Below are 16,998 nucleotides of genomic sequence, written 5' to 3'. Positions count from 1 at the left end.
CTTAGCGTCCACCATCGTCGTGGACGGACTCGCCGACCGGGTGATAGGGCAGGCGCAACGTCACGCGCGTGCCTGCTCCGGGGGCCGATTCTATCGCGAGCGCACCGCCAACGGTTTGCGCGCGCTCACGCATCACGATCAGCCCCAGCCCGCGCGGGCCTTCCGGTTCGAAGCCATCGCCGTCATCGCTGACTTCCAGGCGGAAGCTCTCGCTGTCGATCGAGTGCAGGCGCATGCGCACTTCGCCCGCGCAGGCGTGGCGCAGGGCATTGGTCAGGCTTTCCTGCGCAATCCGGAAACATGCCTGCTCGATCTCGTTGCCCGGCCGCACGTCCAGTGCCTGGATATCCAGTTCCAGCCGCACCGGCGATGCGCGGAACAGCATCGAGGCCTGCCAGCGCAGCGCCGCTTCCAGGCCCAGCGCATCCAGCTGCGGCGGACGCAACAGCATCGACAGGTTGCGCAGCTTGGTCACGGTGCTGTCGGCCAGCGACACCACTTCCAGCAGGTCTTCACGGCGCGCGTCAGGATCCGGCTCGTCCAGCGCCGCATGCGCGGACAGCTTCATCGCGGTGATCGCCTGGCCGATGTCGTCGTGCAGATCGCGCGAGATCGCGCGGCGTTCGTCCTCCTGCAGCGAGAACAGGCGCTTGGCCATGGCCTGCAGCTCGGCGTTGCTCTCGGCCAGCGCATCGCGCATGCGTTCGGGTTCGCTCAGGTCGCGCACCACCAGCAACTTGCAGCTGCGTCCGCCATAGCGGATGTCGCCGGCCGACAGGCCGGCATAGAAGGTGCTGCCGTCGCGACGGCGCATCTCCCGTGCGCTGGACACCGGCTCGTTGCGGTCGCTGCCCGCGCGCAGGTACTCGCGCACCACCGGCAGGTCGCTGTCGCCCACCAGGGTCTGCAGCGGCTCGCCCAGGATGGTTTCGCCCTGGAAACCGAACTGCACCGACCCGGCGGCATTGGCATACATCACGTGCTCGTCGGCCAGGATCAGCACGCCATCGGGCAGGACCCGGACCAGCTCGCGGAACTGCTCCTCGCGCTCGCGCAGCAAGCGGCGCGATTGCTCGCGTTCGCTGACGTCCTGCAGCGTGCCATGGATATGCCGGGCACCGTTCGGGCAGGTCACGCTTTCGGCGCGCAGATGCACGGTGCGCGGCTGCGAATCGCCGCCGGTCAACGGCAGCAGCACGTCGATCTGCACGTCGCCACCGGTGCACATGTCCTCGATCATGCGTTCGATCCGCGCCTGGGTGGCAGTGTCCGAGGCGGTCAACAGTTCTTCCAGCCGATGCTCGCGCCGATGCATCGGCACGCTGCGGCCGAGCAGGCGGTACACCGCCGGCGAGTAGCGCCCCAGCCCGGTTGCGCGATCCAGCTGCCATGAGCCCAGCCGCGCAATGCCTTGCGCCTCCTCCAGCCGCTGCAGCGCCTCGTCGCGCAGATGCTGCGCCTGGCGTTCCTCGCTGCGATCCACGGTAACCACCAGGCGGGCAGGGCCGCTGGCCAGATGCAGCTGGTTGCTGCGGATCTCCACATGGCGCGGGCCGCTGCGGGTCAGCAGGTCCTCTTGCAGGGTGCAGGTGGCGTCGCCCTTGGCGCGGATCTGGGTGATGATTTCCTCCAGGCGCGCGCCGTCGGCATTGGGCCAGATCGCCTGCAGCGTCTGCTGCAGAAACTCGTCGCGCTCCCAGCCGAAGAATTCCAGCGCGGCCGGGTTGGCATCCAGGATGCGCAGCGTGGCCAGGTCGTAGATCAGCGCAGGGCTGGGCAGGGCCAGGAACTTGGCCTGCAGCACCGCCTCCGACTGCGCCAGTTGCGCATGCTCTTCCACGATCAGCGCCACGAAGCGGCGCAGCACCAGATGGATCACGACGCTCGACAGCAGCACAAAGCCCGCGTCCGACCAACGTTCCGGCATCGCGCCGCCGGCCAGATGCAGCAGCCGGTTGCCCAGCAGCAGCCAGACCACGCCGACCAGCAGGTACAGCCCGGTCAGGGTCCATAGACCTTGTTGCAGCCGCTCGGCGAGGCGAAGACGGGACACGGGAGCGGACGAAAACGCGGGCGCGGCGACAGGATGAGGCATGGGTCCGCGGACGACCTTTGGTGCTGGCGATGCAGCCATCTTAGCCGCAACTCGGCCCGGTACGGTCGAGCCCGAAACACATGCCTCAACTAATCCAGGAAACGGCCGTTATCCATTGCGACTCCGAGGCCCGGGGTCGATTCTTCGGAGTGTTCCAGAGTGGACTCAGGCGTCATTGCAAGCATGCTGCAGCACCCGCTGACCTCGGCGGTGGTGTTGTTGGATGCGCATGGCCAGCCTCTGGCGGCCAACCGCGTTGCGCAATCGCTGGGATTGCCGGCCACCCTCGGCGCCTATGCCGACGTCCTGGAAAGCAGTCGCGTCCAGGTGGTCCACAGCGGCGGCATGGCCGCCTGCGTGTTGCCGCGTACCGGCGGCGGGCGTCTGGAGGGCTGGTTGCGCGCGGTCTGCGACGAACATGGCCAGGTCATGGCCTTCACCCTGAGCATTCCCGAGCCGATGGGCGCCGACGGCACCAGCCGCTGGGAAATGGGCCTGGACAGCGCCGATCACGGACTGTGGGACTGGGATATTCCGGCCGATGTGGTCTACCGCTCCGAGCGCTGGACCCGCATGCTCGGTTATTCCGAGCAGCCGCTCCCGAACAATCTCACCGCATTGTCCGGACTGATCCATCCGGACGACCACTCGCTGGTCAGTGCTGCCGTGCAGGCGCACCTGGACGGGCGCACCGATACCTATACCGCCGAATTCCGCCTGCGCCAGCACGACGGCCAGTGGCGCTGGATCCTCGACCGCGGCCGGGTGGTGTCGCGGACCGCCGACGGCCGCCCGTTGCGCATGGTCGGCACGCATACCGACGTGCACCACCAGAAATTGCTCGAGCAGCAGCTGCGCGAGCAGCAGGCCCAGCTCGAAGAGGCCCAGCGCATCGCCAGCATGGGCAGCTGGAGCTGGGACACGCGCAAGGACACGCTGTGGGTGTCGCCGGATTTCCTGCAGCAGCTCGGCATGACCGAGCTGCGCCTGCAGGGCATCCGCGACCTCCTGCGCCTGCTGGGTCGGCCGTCGGTTGCGCATCTGCGCAGTGCCTGGCGCAAGATCAAGCACGAAGGCCTGCCGGTGCATTTCGAGCTGGAAATCAACGGCCTTGCCGGCGTCAATCCGCATCACCTTCGGGTGTGGGCGCAGCCGGTGTTCGACGGCAATGGCGGCATGGTGCGCCTGCTGGGCCAGTTGCAGAACGTCACCGAGCAGCGCCAGACCGACGCATTGATCCGCTGGCGCACCGAGCTGCTCAACCGCGTGTCTGCGCTGGGCAAGATCGGCGGCTGCGAGATCGAGGTCGACACCCGGCGCATGCAATGGACCGAGGAGTGCTACCGCATCCACGGCCTGCGCAAGGAAAACATTACCCTGGAGCAGGCGCTGTCGCTGTACACGCAGGATTCGCGCGACGCCTTCGAGGCGGCGCTGCTGCGTATCTCCGACGGCGGCCTGCCCGAACAGCTGGAGCTGTGTTTCTACCGCAACTCCGGCCAGCGGATCTGGGTACAGGTGCTGATCGAGCTGGACCGCCGCGAAGGCCTGCCGCCGCGTTTCGTCGCCTTGTTCCGCGACGTCACCCGCGAACGCGAGGCCAACGAACGCATCGAGCTGCTGGCCCATTACGATCGCCTGACCGGCCTGCCCAACCGCTTTTTGCTGCGCGAACAGGCGGAGAACGCGATTCGCGAAGCGCACGAGCGTGGTCAGGTCCTGGCAATGCTGCTGATCGATCTGGATGGCTTCAAGAGCATCAACGATTCCTTCGGTCATGCCACCGGCGACAACCTGCTCAAGCTGGCTTCTGCACGCCTGCATCAGCATCTGCGCAACAGCGACCTGTTCGGTCGCTTCAGCGACGACGAATTCATCGTGCTGCTGCGCGATCTTTCCGAACCCGAAGACGCCGGCCATGTCGCGCGCAAGCTGATCAGCGCGCTGGGCGAGCCGCTGCGCAAGGACCACGTCACCCTCAAGCTCGGAGCCAGCATCGGCATCGCGCTGCAGGGCGATGGCCTGTCGGATTTCGACAGCCTGCTGCGGGCCGCCGATGCGGCGATGTATGCAGCCAAGGAATCGGGACGCAACACCTTCCATTACTACAGCCAGGACGTGCTGATGCGTGCACAGCGCCGCCTGGAGCTGGAACACGCACTGCAAGGCGCGCTGGAGCGCGAAGAGTTCACCCTGGTCTACCAGCCGCTGGTCAATACGGTGGGCGAATCCTCGCCGGCGATCGAAGCGCTGATGCGCTGGAACCGGCCCGGCCATGGCCAGTGCAGCCCGGTCGAGTTCATTCCGATTGCCGAGGAGTGCGGCGAGATCGTGCGCCTGGGCGAATGGGTGATCGGCGAAGCCTGCCGCCAGGCCGTGGTCTGGGACCGCGCCGGCCTCAATTTCAGCCGCATCGCCGTCAACGTGTCCGCGGTACAGCTGCGCGAGCGTGGTTTTGCCGAGCGCGTGCTGGAAATCTGCCGCGACAACGGCTGGTCGCCCTCGCGCCTGGAACTGGAATTGACCGAGTCGGCATTGATCCGCGATTCCGATGCACTGCGTCGCTGCTTCGAGCTGTTCGAACAGAACGGCGTGCTGCTGGCGGTGGACGACTTCGGTACCGGCTTCTCCAACCTGCATTACCTCAATCGCTTTCCGGTGCAGCGCCTGAAGATCGACCGCAGCTTCGTGCAAGGCATGCTCGACGACGCCAACACCGCCGAGGTGACCCAGGCCATCGTGCATCTGGGCCATGCGCTGGGCATGCAGGTGGTGGCCGAAGGGGTGGAGACGGTGCAGGAAGACGCCCTGCTGCGCCAGCAGGGCTGCGACGAAATCCAGGGCTACTTCTATTCGCGGCCGCTGTCGCCGCGCGACATGGCGCAGTGGCTGCGCGAGGCCGAAGCCGGCATGCGCCTCGGTGCACGCCTGGTCATCGCCGGCTGACGCAACCTCTCGCAGCGCCTGGCGTCGTCCGGCTGTTCAATCGTCTGGCTGTCCACATCCGCAAGTGAAAAGCTCGATGAGTCGAGGGCGCGATGCCCTCGCCACCTGCGGGACACGCCGTGAATCCGTCCGCGGAGGCTCCGCGGCGGCATCCATGCCGCCAAGGGTCCGGCAACCGGCGAGGACAACGCACCGAGAGCCTTCAAAAGCTTGTCCGCTGCTCGGCTTTCGTTGGGAAGATGACCCAATCCGCGGCTATCCAAAAAGCAACCTTGTGCACCGCTTGCAACCATGCACACCGACCATCCCGACTGGTCCTTGTCCGCCTACCGTCGCGGGACCTTGAGCGGCATGGATGCCGCGCCAGAGCCTCCATGGACGGATTCACGGCGTGTCCCGCGATGGTAGGCGGGCAAGGACCCTGCAGCCAAGCTGCAAAGCTAGACGCTCTAGATCTCACCTACCGGACCACCTGAAAGGCACGCGCTGCAATTCAGAGCAGGAGCTGCGTCGTGCCGGTGCAGCCCGCTCAGTATCTGGGGACCTTGTGCGGCATGGATGTCGCTTAAGCGACTTCAGGAACGGATTCATGGCGTGTCCCGCAATGGTGGGCAGACAAGGGCCCTGCAGCCAAGCCACAGCGCCAGGCGCTCTATACCTGAGCTATCACGCGCCAAACTACCGAAGGCACATGCGGCAGCTGCGAGCAGCAGGGGCGTCTCGGTGCAGCCCGCTGACTATCTCGGAACCTGCGGCACGGATACCGCATAAGAGCCTGGAGCGATGGATTCGCGGCGTGTCTCGCGACCGGGAGCGGGCAAGCGCCCTGCAGCCAGGCCGTAGAACAGCCGAGCGAAGCGCTCCATTGTTTCGTGGGATTCTTGGAGGTCGTCGAGCAGGCGGGCAGGGGACAGGTCACCCTGGTGCTGCAATCGAATGGTGCCGCATGCTCGGAGCCACGCCTGGTGGCACGGCCCGGTGCACAAGCGCCAACGGTCGGGCAGTGGACACAACCGGCGGGGCGCCTGCCGAGGCACGCCCCGCCCTCGTACGGAGGTCAGGCTCCAGACACGCCGACAGCGGCGCCATCCAGGCCCAGGTCCCAGGCCACGGTCGCAAACAGCAGGTCTTCCTCGCTGCAGCTGCGGCGTGGGTTCTGCATTGCCTGCACTTCCGCACGGGCGGCATGCTCCAGCCGTTCCAGCGCGGCCGGCATGCGCACGCTGCGCAGCGCCGGCCGGGCCGCGTCGCTTTGCGCAATGCGCTGGGCGTGTGCAGCCGCCAGCACGGCGGATTCCAGCACGGCCGTGGGTGCATCGGTGGGCGGGGCGAGGAGCGTCATCAGCGGAGTACCAGGTTGTTGCGGAACGACAAATCCCCGGAAGGCCGGGGAATGTCGGAATCAGGCAGTGCGTGGCATCGGTCTTAGAACAGTTCGACCGTACCGGCGCCCATGCCCTGCTGCGCCACCGGCTTGTGCGGCGGGCGCTCCCATTCCACACGCATGTCGCGCAGGCGGTTGGACACCTTGGCCAGCGCGGCGACCAGATCGCTGTCGTACACGCCGCCATTGCGATGCAGCAGTTCCTGCAGCGCCACCGCTTCACGGTTGATCGCGGTGAGGCGATCGAGGTGGGTGTGGATACCGCTCAGCGTCTGCGTGGCGATGTCCTCGAACTGCAGGGCACGCACCGCTTCGGCCACGCTACCGTCGATGGAACGCGCGCATTCGGAGATTTCGCGCATGCCGTCGCCCAGCGAGGCGTTGATCTGCGCGACGTTCTCCAGCATCGCCGCCGATTCGTGGCGGGCTTCGCGGGAGCGATCCATGTGGCGCGAGGCCAGCTGCGAGACCGTTTCACGGACCTTGGCGATCGATTCCTTGGAGCTGTGCGCCAGCTTGCGGATCTGTTCGTTGAAGGTGGTGGAACGCTCGGACAGATTGCGCACCTCGTCGGCGACCACGGCGAAGCCGCGACCGGCTTCACCGGCACGGGCTGCTTCGATGGCGGCGTTCAGGGCCAGCAGGTTGGTCTGGTCGGCGATCGACTTGACATCTTCCAGCAGCGCGAAGATGCCATCCAGGTGCTGGGCCATCTCGTCGATGTGGTGCACCGTGTTGGTACTCTGGCCGCTCACCTGTTCCAGCGCTTCCACCAGTTGCTCCATCCGGGAGCTGGCGTGCTGGGCGAAGCGGGCGACGTCGACGCCGGCGCTGCCGTCGTCACCGGCACGGTCGACGATGCGGGCCAATGCCTGGCTTTGCTGGCGCGACTTGCGGTTCATCGCTTCGAAGCTGCCACCAAGACCGGACACGGCCTGGCGGATCAGTTCGCGGGCACGCTCGACTTCCGAGCGCGAACCGTCGACTTCGTTGCTGACGAACGTACGCAGTTCGTTGAGCAGTTGGTCCTGCTCGCGCAGGATGCGGGTCTGGTCCGGATTACGCCGGAACTGGGAGTAGGTCACCCAGGCAGCGAAACCGAGCCAGCTGAGCGTCATGGTCGCCAGGATCGCCCAGCGCACCGAAGCGGGCCAGTCGAATCCGACAGCGAAAGGAAACAGCAAGGTCAAGGCCAAAGGGGCGGCCAGACGGATAAGTGGACGTGAATACATGGGCGTTCTCGGCAGAGTCACGGTTGCTGTATCGGCCGTCCCCCCTGTGTCTTTAGCGACGATCGCCACATCGTCTCGCCCGTTCAAGCTTTGTTGACACGCGCCAGCGACCGCCGGCGCGCGTGTCCCCCGGCGCTTGCCACTGGTTTAGCGCAGCGCGCGGTCGACCGCCTCGATCATTGCGCGCTTGGCGAACAGGAAATCCCACAGGCTGCCACCCATCTGCCGCCACAACACCGCCGAGCGGACAGCGGCCAGCAGCAACGCGCGGATTTCCGCAACCACACCGGCCTGGCCCAGGTAATGCGGATTGCCCTGCACCATGACCTTGGGGCGCAGGTGGCTGATGGTCTGCGCATACAGCCCGCCGAGCGCATTCAACACGTCCGGATGGCCGCTGTCGCCCAGGCTCTGTGCCTGCCGCGCGGCCGCCTCGATGCCGTTGGAGACCGTGGCGACGGTGGCGGTGTCGCGCACGAAGCGGCGCTCCAGCTGCAGCACCGCCAGTGCCAGCCGCGGCAGGACCTCGTCCTGGCCCTGGTTGTGGAAATAGTTGTGCAGCAGCCGCAGCCCTGGTGCCAGGTCCGCTGGCGAGCCGTACACGGCCTCCGGCGAGACCGCATCCACCCGGAACACGCTGTCCATGGCGGTACGCACCGTCGCAGCCTCCGAGTGCCCGGTTTCGGCGATCCGCCGCACCTGTTGCAGGGCCTGGGCGACGCCGGCGAGCGCCAGCACGCGGTGATCCATGGAAGAACTCATCAAGCCACTACCTCAGGTAAAAAAGAAGATCCCGCCAACTGGCGTTCCAGCGGCGCGTCGGTGGCGGCGATGACCGCACCGCCCAGGCATTCCTCGCCGTCGTACAACACCAGCGACTGCCCGGGCGTCACCGCCCGTTGCGGCCGCTCGAAACGCACCTGCACGCTGCCATCGTCCTGCACCTGCACCGTGCACGGCTCGTCGGGTTGCCGGTAGCGCGTCTGTGCGGTGCAGGCGAAGCTGCGCGCCGGCGCCGCGCCGGTGACCCAATGGACCTGCTCGGACTGCAGCCAGCGCGACTGCAGCAGCGGACTATCGCGGTCCTGGTCCACATACAGCACATTGCTCGCCACATCCTTGCCGACCACGTACCACGGCGCGGCGGCGCGTCCACGTAGGCCACCGATGTTCAGGCCTTCGCGCTGACCCAGGGTGAAATAGAACACCCCCGGATGCTCGGCGATGCGCTGCCCCTGCGGGTCGCGGATCTCGCCGGTGCGCGCGGGCAGGTAACGGCCCAGGAACTCGCGGAAATCGCGCTCGCCGATGAAGCAGATGCCGGTGGAATCCTTCTTGGCATGCGTCGGCAGGCCGGCGTCCTGGGCGATCCGTCGCAGCGTGCTCTTTTCCAGGTCGCCGATCGGAAACAGCGTCGCGGCCAGTTGGGTCTGTCCCAGCTGATGCAGGAAATAGCTCTGGTCCTTGCCGCGGTCGGCGCCGCGCAGCAGGCGCCAGCGCCCGCCGCCGTGCGCCACCCGGGCGTAGTGGCCGGTGGCGATGCGCTCGGCGCCCAGCGCCTGGGCCGCATCCAGGAAATGCTTGAACTTGACCTCGCGATTGCACAGCACGTCCGGGTTCGGCGTGCGCCCGGCCGCATACTCGGCCAGGAAGTGCTCGAACACGCCGCTCCAGTATTCCCCTGAAAAATCGCGGAAGTGGAACGGGATGCCCAGCACCCCGCACACCGCCACCGCATCGCGGCGGTCGTCCTCGGCGCGGCAATCGCCGCTGCCGTCGTCGGCCCAGTTCTGCATGAACAGCCCGGCGATCGACTCGCCTTGCTGGGCCAGCCGCCAGGCCGCCACCGACGAATCCACACCGCCGGAGACACCGACCACGATGCGCGGCGTCCTCATGCGACGTGCCGCACCAAGGCCAGGGGATGGCGCTGGCCGGCCAGGTAGTCGGCCACCACCTCCCACACCAACGGGCTGCGCAGGCGCTCGGTCGCGCTGCGCAATTCTTCCGGGGTCATCCACAACGCACGCACCACGCCGGTGTCCAGGCTGCGCTCGGGATGGTGGGTGACGGCGTCGGCGACGAATGCAAACCGCAGGAAGCACTGGCCGCTCGGGGCGACCCACTGGTAGGTGCCGACGAAGTGGGTCAGGCGCACGTCCCAGCCGGTCTCTTCCAGCGTCTCGCGCACCGCCGCATCGAGCAGGCTCTCGTCCGGCTCCAGGTGCCCGGCCGGCTGGTTCAACAACAGCCGGCCGCCGATGCGCTCCTCGACCTGCAGGAAGCGCCCGTCGCGCACCACCACGGTGGCCACGGTGACATCCGGATGCCAGCGCTGGTCGGAAGCGCTCATCGCTGCAGGCCCTGCGCAGTCGGGACTGCGCCCGCGCCACCGGCGACCAGCGTGGCGTGAGGCCCGGCCAGGTGGCGCTGCCGCCCGGCAAGGTGCGCGGAGCCGGGCAGGTCGGCGGTGAACGACGGCACCGGCACTGGCGCGGTCAGGGAATCGGTCATCAAGGGCCAGCCATGGAATCGGAGACAAATTGTGCGGGGCGCGGCGTAAATCGTCCAATGCGCGCGGCGATGAACCGTATAATGGCCGGATGCCTCGCAAGACCTCACACGAACACGATCACGGCCTCACCGTCGAAGCCAGCAAGCCTGAAGTGGCGCCACCGCCGCGGTATCAGGTGCTTCTGCTGAACGACGACTACACCCCGATGGACTTCGTGGTGACGGTGCTGCAGCAGTTTTTCAACCTCGATCTGGAGCGGGCCACGCAGGTCATGCTGCATGTCCATACCCGTGGACGCGGCGTCTGCGGGGTCTACAGCCGCGAAGTCGCCGAGTCCAAGGTGGCACAGGTCAACGAATTCTCGCGCATGAACCAGCATCCGCTGCTGTGCACGATGGAACAGAGCTGACGGGGCGATTCGATCATTCCAGCAGCGCAACACTGTGGCTGCAATCACATGCTAACGCCGTCTGAACATGCCTATCCGATAGGGTTGTGGTAAATCCCGACAAAAGCCGCATATTGTTGGCAACAGCCGTTCGGAGTTACCAATGTTCAGCAAAGACCTAGAGCAAACCATCGGCCAGTGCTACAAGCGAGCACGCGAGGCACGTCATGAGTTCATGACCGTCGAGCACCTGCTGCTCTCGCTGCTGGACAACCCGTCCGCCCAGGCCGTCCTCAAGGCCTGTGGCGCGGATCAGGTGCGTCTGCATAACGATCTGGAGCAGGCAATCGAGGCCTCGGTCTCGCGCCTGGCCGAAGACGATGGCCGCGACACCCAGCCCACGCTGGGCTTCCAGCGCGTGCTGCAGCGGGCGGTCTACCACGTGCAATCCTCGGGCAAGAAGGAAGTCACCGGCGCCAATGTGCTGGTCGCGATCTTCGGCGAGAAGGATTCGCACGCGGTGTATTTCCTGAACCAGCAGGACATCACCCGCCTGGATATCGTCAACTACCTTTCGCATGGCATCGCCAAGCTGGGCGAGGATGGCGAGCAGCCGTCCGCCTCCGATGGCGAGCCCAAGAGCGAGGGCGGGGAGGGCGAGGCCAAGGGCGATGCACTGGCCGAGTTCGCCACCAACCTCAACGAGCAGGCCCGCAACGGCAAGATCGACCCGCTGGTCGGCCGTGGCGACGAAATCGAGCGCACCATCCAGGTGCTGTGCCGGCGCCGCAAGAACAACCCGCTGTACGTGGGCGAGGCCGGTGTCGGCAAGACCGCCATCGCCGAGGGGCTGGCCAAGCGCATCGTCGACAACGACGTGCCGGAAGTGCTGGCCGACGCGGTGATCTTCTCGCTGGACCTGGGCGCGCTGGTGGCTGGCACCAAGTACCGCGGCGACTTCGAAAAGCGCCTCAAGGGCGTGCTGGCGGCGCTGAAGAAGGTGCCCAATGCGGTGCTGTTCATCGACGAGATCCACACCATCATCGGCGCCGGGTCGGCGTCGGGCGGCACCATGGATGCCTCCAATCTGATCAAGCCGGCGCTGTCGTCGGGCGAGCTGCGCTGCATCGGCTCGACCACGTTCCAGGAATACCGCGGCATCTTCGAAAAGGACCGTGCACTGGCGCGTCGCTTCCAGAAGATCGACATCGTCGAGCCGACCGTGGGCGAGACCTTCGAGATCCTGCAGGGTCTCAAGCCCAAGTACGAAGCGCACCACGGCGTGACCTATGCCGATGACGCACTGCAGGCGGCGGTGGACCTGTCGGTCAAGCACATCGGCGACCGCCTGCTGCCGGACAAGGCGATCGATGTGATCGACGAAGCCGGCGCGCGGCAGCGGCTGCTGCCGGAAGATAAGCGCAAGGAACTGATCGACATCGAGGAGATCGAGACCATCGTCGCCAAGATGGCGCGGATTCCGGCCAAGCAGGTCAGCGCGACCGACAAGGACGTGCTGCAGCATCTGGAGCGCAACCTGAAGATGGTGATCTTCGGCCAGAACCCGGCGATCGAGACGCTGGCCGGCTCGATCAAGCTGGCGCGCTCGGGCCTGGCCAATCCGGAAAAGCCGATCGGCAACTTCCTGTTCGCCGGTCCCACCGGTGTCGGCAAGACCGAGGTCACCAAGCAGCTCGCGCTGCAGCTGGGCATCGAGCTGGTGCGCTTCGACATGTCCGAGTACATGGAAGCGCATTCGATCAGCCGCCTGATCGGCGCGCCTCCGGGTTACGTCGGTTTCGACCAGGGCGGCCTGCTGACCGAGAAGATCGTCAAGACGCCGCATTGCGTGCTGCTGCTGGACGAGGTGGAGAAGGCGCATCCGGACATTTTCAACATCCTGTTGCAGGTCATGGATCGCGGCATCCTCACCGACACCAACGGCCGCGAGGCGAACTTCAAGAACGTGATCCTGGTGATGACGACCAATGCCGGTGCCACCCAGGCGTCACGGCGGTCGATCGGCTTCACCAAGCAGGATCATTCCACCGATGCGATGGAGTCGATCCGCCGCGGGTTCACGCCCGAGTTCCGCAACCGCCTGGATGCGATCGTGCAGTTCCAGCCGCTGGGCTTCGACCACATCCTGCGGGTGGTGGACAAGTTCATCATCGAGCTGGAAATGCTGTTGCAGGAAAAGCACGTGTCGTTGTCGGCCACGCCGACGGCGCGCGACTGGCTGGCCCAGCACGGCTTCGATCCGCTGATGGGCGCGCGCCCGATGTCGCGGGTGATCCAGGAGAAGATCAAGCGTCCGCTGGCCGACGAGCTGCTGTTCGGCAAGCTGGTGGAGGGCGGCCGGGTCAATATCGACGTCAAGGACGGCGAGCTGGTGGTGGAAGCGCATCCGGAGCCGGAGCGCCTGCTGCCGGCCACGGTCGATTGATCGACGCAACTGTCTGACGTACCCGGAAAAAGCCGCTCGCATGAGCGGCTTTTTTTATGTCTGGACGGTGCGGTGCTGCACGGATGGCTGGCCAGCGTTCAGGTGCCTGGCGTTGCCCCGTGCAACGCCTGGAATCTGCAGCGCGGTGTGGCCGGGCAAGATCGCCAAGGCGCGAGACCGGCAGCGCGCTGGCGCATTCGCCCGAGTCTGCGCCTGGAGGGCGAAAGCCCGCGCGCGCGGGTCGAGCTCGGCACGCAGGTGCCTGTCTGTCAGCGCATCGCTGAAAGCCCTTGCGCACACATGAGCAGCGTTCTGTCCTTGTTTCACGGCGCTGCAATCCGCTCGGCAAATAGCACGCACGACAAAAAGCGGCCATGGGCCGCCTCGCGTCTCACACCAGAACCGCTTACTTCATGCGGTAGGTAATACGACCCTTGGTCAGGTCGTAGGGAGTCATCTCGACCTTGACCCGGTCGCCGGTCAGGATGCGGATGTAGTTCTTGCGCATGCGGCCGGAGATGTGGGCGATGATCTCGTGCCCGTTTTCCAGCTTGACCCGGAACGTGGTGTTGGGGAGCGTCTCGCTGACGCTGCCTTCGAATTCAATGGAGTCGTCTTTCGACATGTAATCCTGTGCAATCACGGCTGGCCCGGGAGGGCCGTAAGGGACGGCATTTTACGCTCCATCTCCCCGCGGTGCAAATTTTATGTTAAGCGGACTTCAGCGAGCGCGCTGGCAGGCCGCTCGCCGTGGCGCTCGGACCAGCTGCCCGGCGGCGCAACCCGGCCAACCTGCAGCCGCACCTGCTGCAGGAAGTCCGTCCGTGGCAGGCGCTGCGCACCCAGGCCCAGCAGGTGCGGATTTTCCACCTGCGCGTCGAGCAACGGCCAGCCGCAGGCATGCAGATGCGCGGCCAGCCCGGCCAGCGCCACCTTGGAGCCGCCGCTGTCGGCACTGAACATGCTCTCGCCGAAGAACATCCGGCCAATCGCCACCCCGTAGATGCCGCCGACCAGGCGTGGGCCATCGAACACTTCCAGCGAATGCGCATGGCCCAGACGATGCAGTTCGAGATAGGCATGCTGCATCGCCGGGGTGATCCAGGTGCCGTCCTGGCCGGCACGCGGAATCGACGCGCAGGCAGCGATCACCTCGGCGAAGGCGGTGTCGGCGCGCAGCATCCAGCGGCTGCCGCGCAACTGGCGCCGGAAGCGCGAGGACAGGCGCACGCCATCGGTACGAAACACCGTGCGCGGGTCCGGGCTCCACCACAGGATCGGCTGGCCCTCCGAGAACCAGGGGAACACGCCACCGGCATAGGCGTTGAGCAGGCGTTGCGGCGACAGATCGCCGCCGATGGCAAGCAGGCCGTCCGGCTCGCGCAACGCGTGTTCGGCCGGCGGAAACGGCGCGGCCGGATCGGCCGCCAGCAGGTAGGGAAGGGCGCGGGACATGCGCGCAGTGTAGAGCGTGGCGCACCTGGCGCACCCAGGACGATGCCTATTGCTGCCACGCGACGGTTCGCGGGGATGATGGGCGCGCCTTGCGGGATGGGTGCGCAAGCCCCCGGTGCCGCGCATGCGGGTCGCACTCGGCTGACCACCGGCTTGCGGTGGCGTGAGTCCTGTTGTTGCGACATCCTGGCGACGCCGTGTCTGCGATCAGTTGCGACCCAGCCCGGGTCGCCGCCGCATCGGCTCAGTCGCGGAACGGGCTGTGCTCGGACAGCTCGCGTGCGTGCCGGGCGACCGCCTGGCGTTCGTCGGCGCACCAGTGCGCCAGCGGCTCGCGGAAGCCGGGGTCGGCGATCCAGTGACGGCTGCGGACCAGGGTCGGCAGAAAGCCGCGTGCGATCTTGTGCTCGCCCTGCGCGCCCGGCTCGAAGCGGGCCAGGCCTTCGCGCAGGCAATAGTCGATGCCCTGGTAGTAGCAGGTTTCAAAATGCAGCCCGGGCAAGGCCTCGCCGCCCCAGTAACGCCCGTACAGCGTGTCGCGCCCGCGCAGGCACAGCGCGCCGGCGATCGGGCGACCGTCCAGCTCGGCCAGAAACATCACCAGCTGGCGCGGCAGGTGCCGGGCCAGGTGGTGCAGGAATTGCGGCGTCAGCGCAGGCGAGTTGCCGTACTCGTTGAAGGTCTTGAGATAGAAGCCATACATCGCCTCCAGGTCGGCAGCGCTGGCTTCATCGCCATGGACCACGCGCAACTGCACACCGGCCCGCTGCACCTTGGCGCGCTCCTGGCGGATGTTCTTGCGCCGTTTGTGGTCCATCGCGGCCAGGAAGGTGTCGAAGTCGCTCCAGCCGCTGGCGTTATGCCAGTGGTACTGCAGATCGTTGCGCTCCAGCCAGTCGCTATCGAAGGCCGCATCTTCGTCGGCCGGGTAGAAGTTCACATGCGCCGACGACAGCCCGCTGCGCTCCACCAGCTCGCGCATCGCCGCGAGCAGCTGCGGTCGCCAGTGCGTGGCGCCCAGCAGGCGTGGGCTGGTCACCGGCGAGTAGGGCACCCCGCACAGCCACTTCGGGAAGTACTCCTGCCCGTAACGCGCATACGCATGCGCCCAGGCGTGGTCGAACACGAACTCGCCATGCGAGTTGTTCTTCAGATAGCCCGGCGTGGCGGCGACCAGCGTATCGCCGTCCCATAACGTCAGGTGCAGCGGGTTCCAGCCCCAGTCCGGGCGCAGGCAGCCCTCGCGCTCGAGACCTTCCAGGAATGCATAGGAAATGAATGGGTGCGCGCCATCGTGCAGCGCGTCCCAGGCGCCGGCCGGGAGCTCGTCCAGGCGGCGGCACCAGCGGGCGGTGACGCTCATGCGCCCGGCCCGCCGGCATCGGTGCTGCCCGCGCGGCGCGGCCGGCGGCCAGCGGCCACCTCAGGCGCTCTTGTCGAGATAGCGCTCGGCATCCAGTGCGGCCATGCAGCCGAAACCGGCCGAGGTGATCGCCTGGCGGTAGTGCTGGTCGGCGACGTCGCCGGCAGCGAACACGCCGGGCACCGAGGTCTCGGTCGCCGCCCCGTTGAGGCCGGAGCGGATCTCCAGGTAGCCGTTGTTCATCGCCAGCTGGCCGTCGAACAGCTGGGTGTTGGGATGATGGCCGATGGCCACGAAGAAGCCATGCGCGACGATCTCGCGGGTGCTGCCGTCGAGGGTGGACTTGACCCGCACGCCGGTGACGCCGGCATCGTTGCCCAGCACCTCGTCGATGGCGTGGTGCCAGACGGTCTCGATCTTGCCGGCGGCGACCTTGGCGAACAGCTTGTCCTGCATGATCTTTTCGGCGCGCAGGGTGTCGCGGCGATGCACCAGGTAGACCTTGCGGGCGATGTTGGACAGGTACAGCGCTTCCTCGACTGCCGTGTTGCCGCCGCCGACCACCACCACGTCCTGGTCCTTGTAGAAGAAGCCGTCGCAGGTGGCGCAGGCAGACACGCCGCGGCCCTTGAAGGCTTCCTCGCTGGGGATGCCCAGGTACTTGGCGGTGGCGCCGGTGGAGATGATCAGCGCGTCGCAGGTGTACTCGGCGCCGTCGCCGATCAGCCGGAACGGGCGCTGCGACAGGTCAGCGGTGTGGATGTGGTCGAAGATCACCTCGGTCTCGAAGCGCTCGGCATGGGCCTGCATGCGGCTCATCAGGTCCGGGCCCATCAGGCCGTGGGGGTCGCCCGGCCAGTTGTCGACTTCGGTGGTGGTCATCAGTTGGCCGCCTTGCTGCAGGCCGGTGATCACCACCGGCTTGAGGTTGGCGCGGGCGGCGTAGACCGCCGCGGTCCAGCCGGCCGGGCCGGAGCCCAGGATCAGCAGGCGGGAATGCTTGGCGGGACTGGCAGAAGAGGCGCTCATGTATACTCGCGATCTAGGAATTGGCAGGGCAGGCGAACGAATTCGCGCCCCCGTGGCGGCATAGAGTGGCGGTCCCCACCCGGTGAATCAAGGCGGCGCGATGGAACTGCTTGAACCGCAGATGGCATGGCCCACCCAGTACGCG

General features: G+C 66.7%; 14 protein-coding genes. 3 read left to right on the top strand and 11 right to left on the bottom strand.

Going from position 1 to position 16,998, the window contains the following annotated elements; genetic code table 11:
- Position 1: 1 nt before the first annotated feature.
- Complete coding sequence (locus tag C0541_RS11210) at positions 2-2,134, bottom strand: PAS domain S-box protein (protein WP_161960016.1); 2,133 nt, start codon at positions 2,132-2,134, stop codon at positions 2-4.
- A 120-nt stretch (positions 2,135-2,254) separates the two neighbouring features.
- Between C0541_RS11210 and C0541_RS11200 the strand changes: the two genes are divergently transcribed.
- Complete coding sequence (locus C0541_RS11200; protein ID WP_193725916.1) at positions 2,255-5,041, top strand: sensor domain-containing protein; 2,787 nt, start codon at positions 2,255-2,257, stop codon at positions 5,039-5,041.
- 1,057 nt (positions 5,042-6,098) lie between these two features.
- On the opposite strand, the gene C0541_RS11190 is transcribed toward C0541_RS11200, so the two are convergent.
- From C0541_RS11190 to C0541_RS20890, 6 genes are all read right to left on the bottom strand, one after another.
- Complete coding sequence (locus C0541_RS11190; protein WP_115048383.1) at positions 6,099-6,383, bottom strand: hypothetical protein; 285 nt, start codon at positions 6,381-6,383, stop codon at positions 6,099-6,101.
- Between the two features lie 83 nt (positions 6,384-6,466).
- A complete protein-coding gene (locus tag C0541_RS11185) occupies positions 6,467-7,744 on the bottom strand; it encodes a methyl-accepting chemotaxis protein (RefSeq protein ID WP_193725915.1) in 1,278 nt (425 codons plus the stop codon).
- Between the two features lie 60 nt (positions 7,745-7,804).
- Positions 7,805-8,419: a high frequency lysogenization protein HflD gene (gene hflD / locus C0541_RS11180; protein WP_115048381.1), complete on the bottom strand. Its 615-nt coding sequence runs from the start codon at positions 8,417-8,419 to the stop codon at positions 7,805-7,807.
- Positions 8,419-9,555, bottom strand: a complete 1,137-nt coding sequence (mnmA, locus tag C0541_RS11175) for a tRNA 2-thiouridine(34) synthase MnmA (RefSeq protein ID WP_115048378.1) — start codon at positions 9,553-9,555, stop codon at positions 8,419-8,421. The genes hflD and mnmA overlap by 1 nt, the downstream gene beginning before the upstream one ends.
- Complete coding sequence (locus tag C0541_RS11170; RefSeq protein ID WP_115048376.1) at positions 9,552-10,010, bottom strand: NUDIX hydrolase; 459 nt, start codon at positions 10,008-10,010, stop codon at positions 9,552-9,554. The genes mnmA and C0541_RS11170 overlap by 4 nt, the downstream gene beginning before the upstream one ends.
- Positions 10,007-10,171 carry a hypothetical protein gene (locus C0541_RS20890; protein WP_161960014.1) on the bottom strand — a complete coding sequence of 55 codons (165 nt, stop codon included), beginning with the start codon at positions 10,169-10,171 and terminating at the stop codon, positions 10,007-10,009. Before C0541_RS20890 ends, C0541_RS11170 begins: the two co-directional genes overlap by 4 nt.
- A gap of 89 nt (positions 10,172-10,260) precedes the next feature.
- On the opposite strand from C0541_RS20890, the gene clpS reads away from it, so the two are divergent.
- Together clpS and clpA are read left to right on the top strand one after the other, a co-directional pair.
- Positions 10,261-10,581, top strand: coding sequence for an ATP-dependent Clp protease adapter ClpS (gene clpS / locus C0541_RS11165; RefSeq protein WP_029219836.1), 321 nt, complete (start codon positions 10,261-10,263; stop codon positions 10,579-10,581).
- A gap of 142 nt (positions 10,582-10,723) precedes the next feature.
- On the top strand, positions 10,724-13,006 hold the full coding sequence (clpA, locus tag C0541_RS11160; protein WP_115048375.1) for an ATP-dependent Clp protease ATP-binding subunit ClpA: 2,283 nt from the start codon (positions 10,724-10,726) through the stop codon (positions 13,004-13,006).
- A 406-nt stretch (positions 13,007-13,412) separates the two neighbouring features.
- Here the strand turns inward: clpA and infA are convergent, their stop codons facing one another.
- The 4 genes from infA to trxB all read right to left on the bottom strand — a co-directional run bounded on the left by infA (position 13,413) and on the right by trxB (position 16,853).
- Complete coding sequence (gene infA / locus C0541_RS11155) at positions 13,413-13,631, bottom strand: translation initiation factor IF-1 (RefSeq protein ID WP_002813418.1); 219 nt, start codon at positions 13,629-13,631, stop codon at positions 13,413-13,415.
- A gap of 80 nt (positions 13,632-13,711) precedes the next feature.
- On the bottom strand, positions 13,712-14,461 hold the full coding sequence (aat, locus tag C0541_RS11150) for a leucyl/phenylalanyl-tRNA--protein transferase (protein ID WP_115048372.1): 750 nt from the start codon (positions 14,459-14,461) through the stop codon (positions 13,712-13,714).
- 244 nt (positions 14,462-14,705) lie between these two features.
- Positions 14,706-15,824 (bottom strand): GNAT family N-acetyltransferase, encoded by a 1,119-nt coding sequence (locus C0541_RS11145; RefSeq protein WP_115048370.1) that lies wholly within the window; start codon positions 15,822-15,824, stop codon positions 14,706-14,708.
- 60 nt (positions 15,825-15,884) lie between these two features.
- A complete protein-coding gene (gene trxB / locus C0541_RS11140) occupies positions 15,885-16,853 on the bottom strand; it encodes a thioredoxin-disulfide reductase (protein WP_115048368.1) in 969 nt (322 codons plus the stop codon).
- Positions 16,854-16,998: the final 145 nt, after the last annotated feature.

Source organism: Xanthomonas arboricola (genome assembly GCF_003353015.1).
In the GTDB taxonomy this organism is placed as follows: domain Bacteria; phylum Pseudomonadota; class Gammaproteobacteria; order Xanthomonadales; family Xanthomonadaceae; genus Xanthomonas; species Xanthomonas arboricola_E.
Note: the sequence above shows the minus strand (reverse complement) of the source record. Positions and strands in the feature narration are given on the sequence as shown.

What these genes read in the sequence shown, in the direction of transcription:
- C0541_RS11210 (WP_161960016.1), bottom strand. Translation starts at nt 2,134, where the DNA reads ATGGCTGCATCGCCAGCACCAAAGGTCGTCCGCGGACCCATGCCTCAT.
- C0541_RS11190 (WP_115048383.1), bottom strand. Translation starts at nt 6,383, where the DNA reads ATGACGCTCCTCGCCCCGCCCACCGATGCACCCACGGCCGTGCTGGAA.
- hflD (WP_115048381.1), bottom strand. Translation starts at nt 8,419, where the DNA reads ATGAGTTCTTCCATGGATCACCGCGTGCTGGCGCTCGCCGGCGTCGCC.
- mnmA (WP_115048378.1), bottom strand. Translation starts at nt 9,555, where the DNA reads ATGAGGACGCCGCGCATCGTGGTCGGTGTCTCCGGCGGTGTGGATTCG.
- C0541_RS11170 (WP_115048376.1), bottom strand. Translation starts at nt 10,010, where the DNA reads ATGAGCGCTTCCGACCAGCGCTGGCATCCGGATGTCACCGTGGCCACC.
- C0541_RS20890 (WP_161960014.1), bottom strand. Translation starts at nt 10,171, where the DNA reads ATGACCGATTCCCTGACCGCGCCAGTGCCGGTGCCGTCGTTCACCGCC.
- clpS (WP_029219836.1), top strand. Translation starts at nt 10,261, where the DNA reads ATGCCTCGCAAGACCTCACACGAACACGATCACGGCCTCACCGTCGAA.
- clpA (WP_115048375.1), top strand. Translation starts at nt 10,724, where the DNA reads ATGTTCAGCAAAGACCTAGAGCAAACCATCGGCCAGTGCTACAAGCGA.
- infA (WP_002813418.1), bottom strand. Translation starts at nt 13,631, where the DNA reads ATGTCGAAAGACGACTCCATTGAATTCGAAGGCAGCGTCAGCGAGACG.
- aat (WP_115048372.1), bottom strand. Translation starts at nt 14,461, where the DNA reads ATGTCCCGCGCCCTTCCCTACCTGCTGGCGGCCGATCCGGCCGCGCCG.
- C0541_RS11145 (WP_115048370.1), bottom strand. Translation starts at nt 15,824, where the DNA reads ATGAGCGTCACCGCCCGCTGGTGCCGCCGCCTGGACGAGCTCCCGGCC.
- trxB (WP_115048368.1), bottom strand. Translation starts at nt 16,853, where the DNA reads ATGAGCGCCTCTTCTGCCAGTCCCGCCAAGCATTCCCGCCTGCTGATC.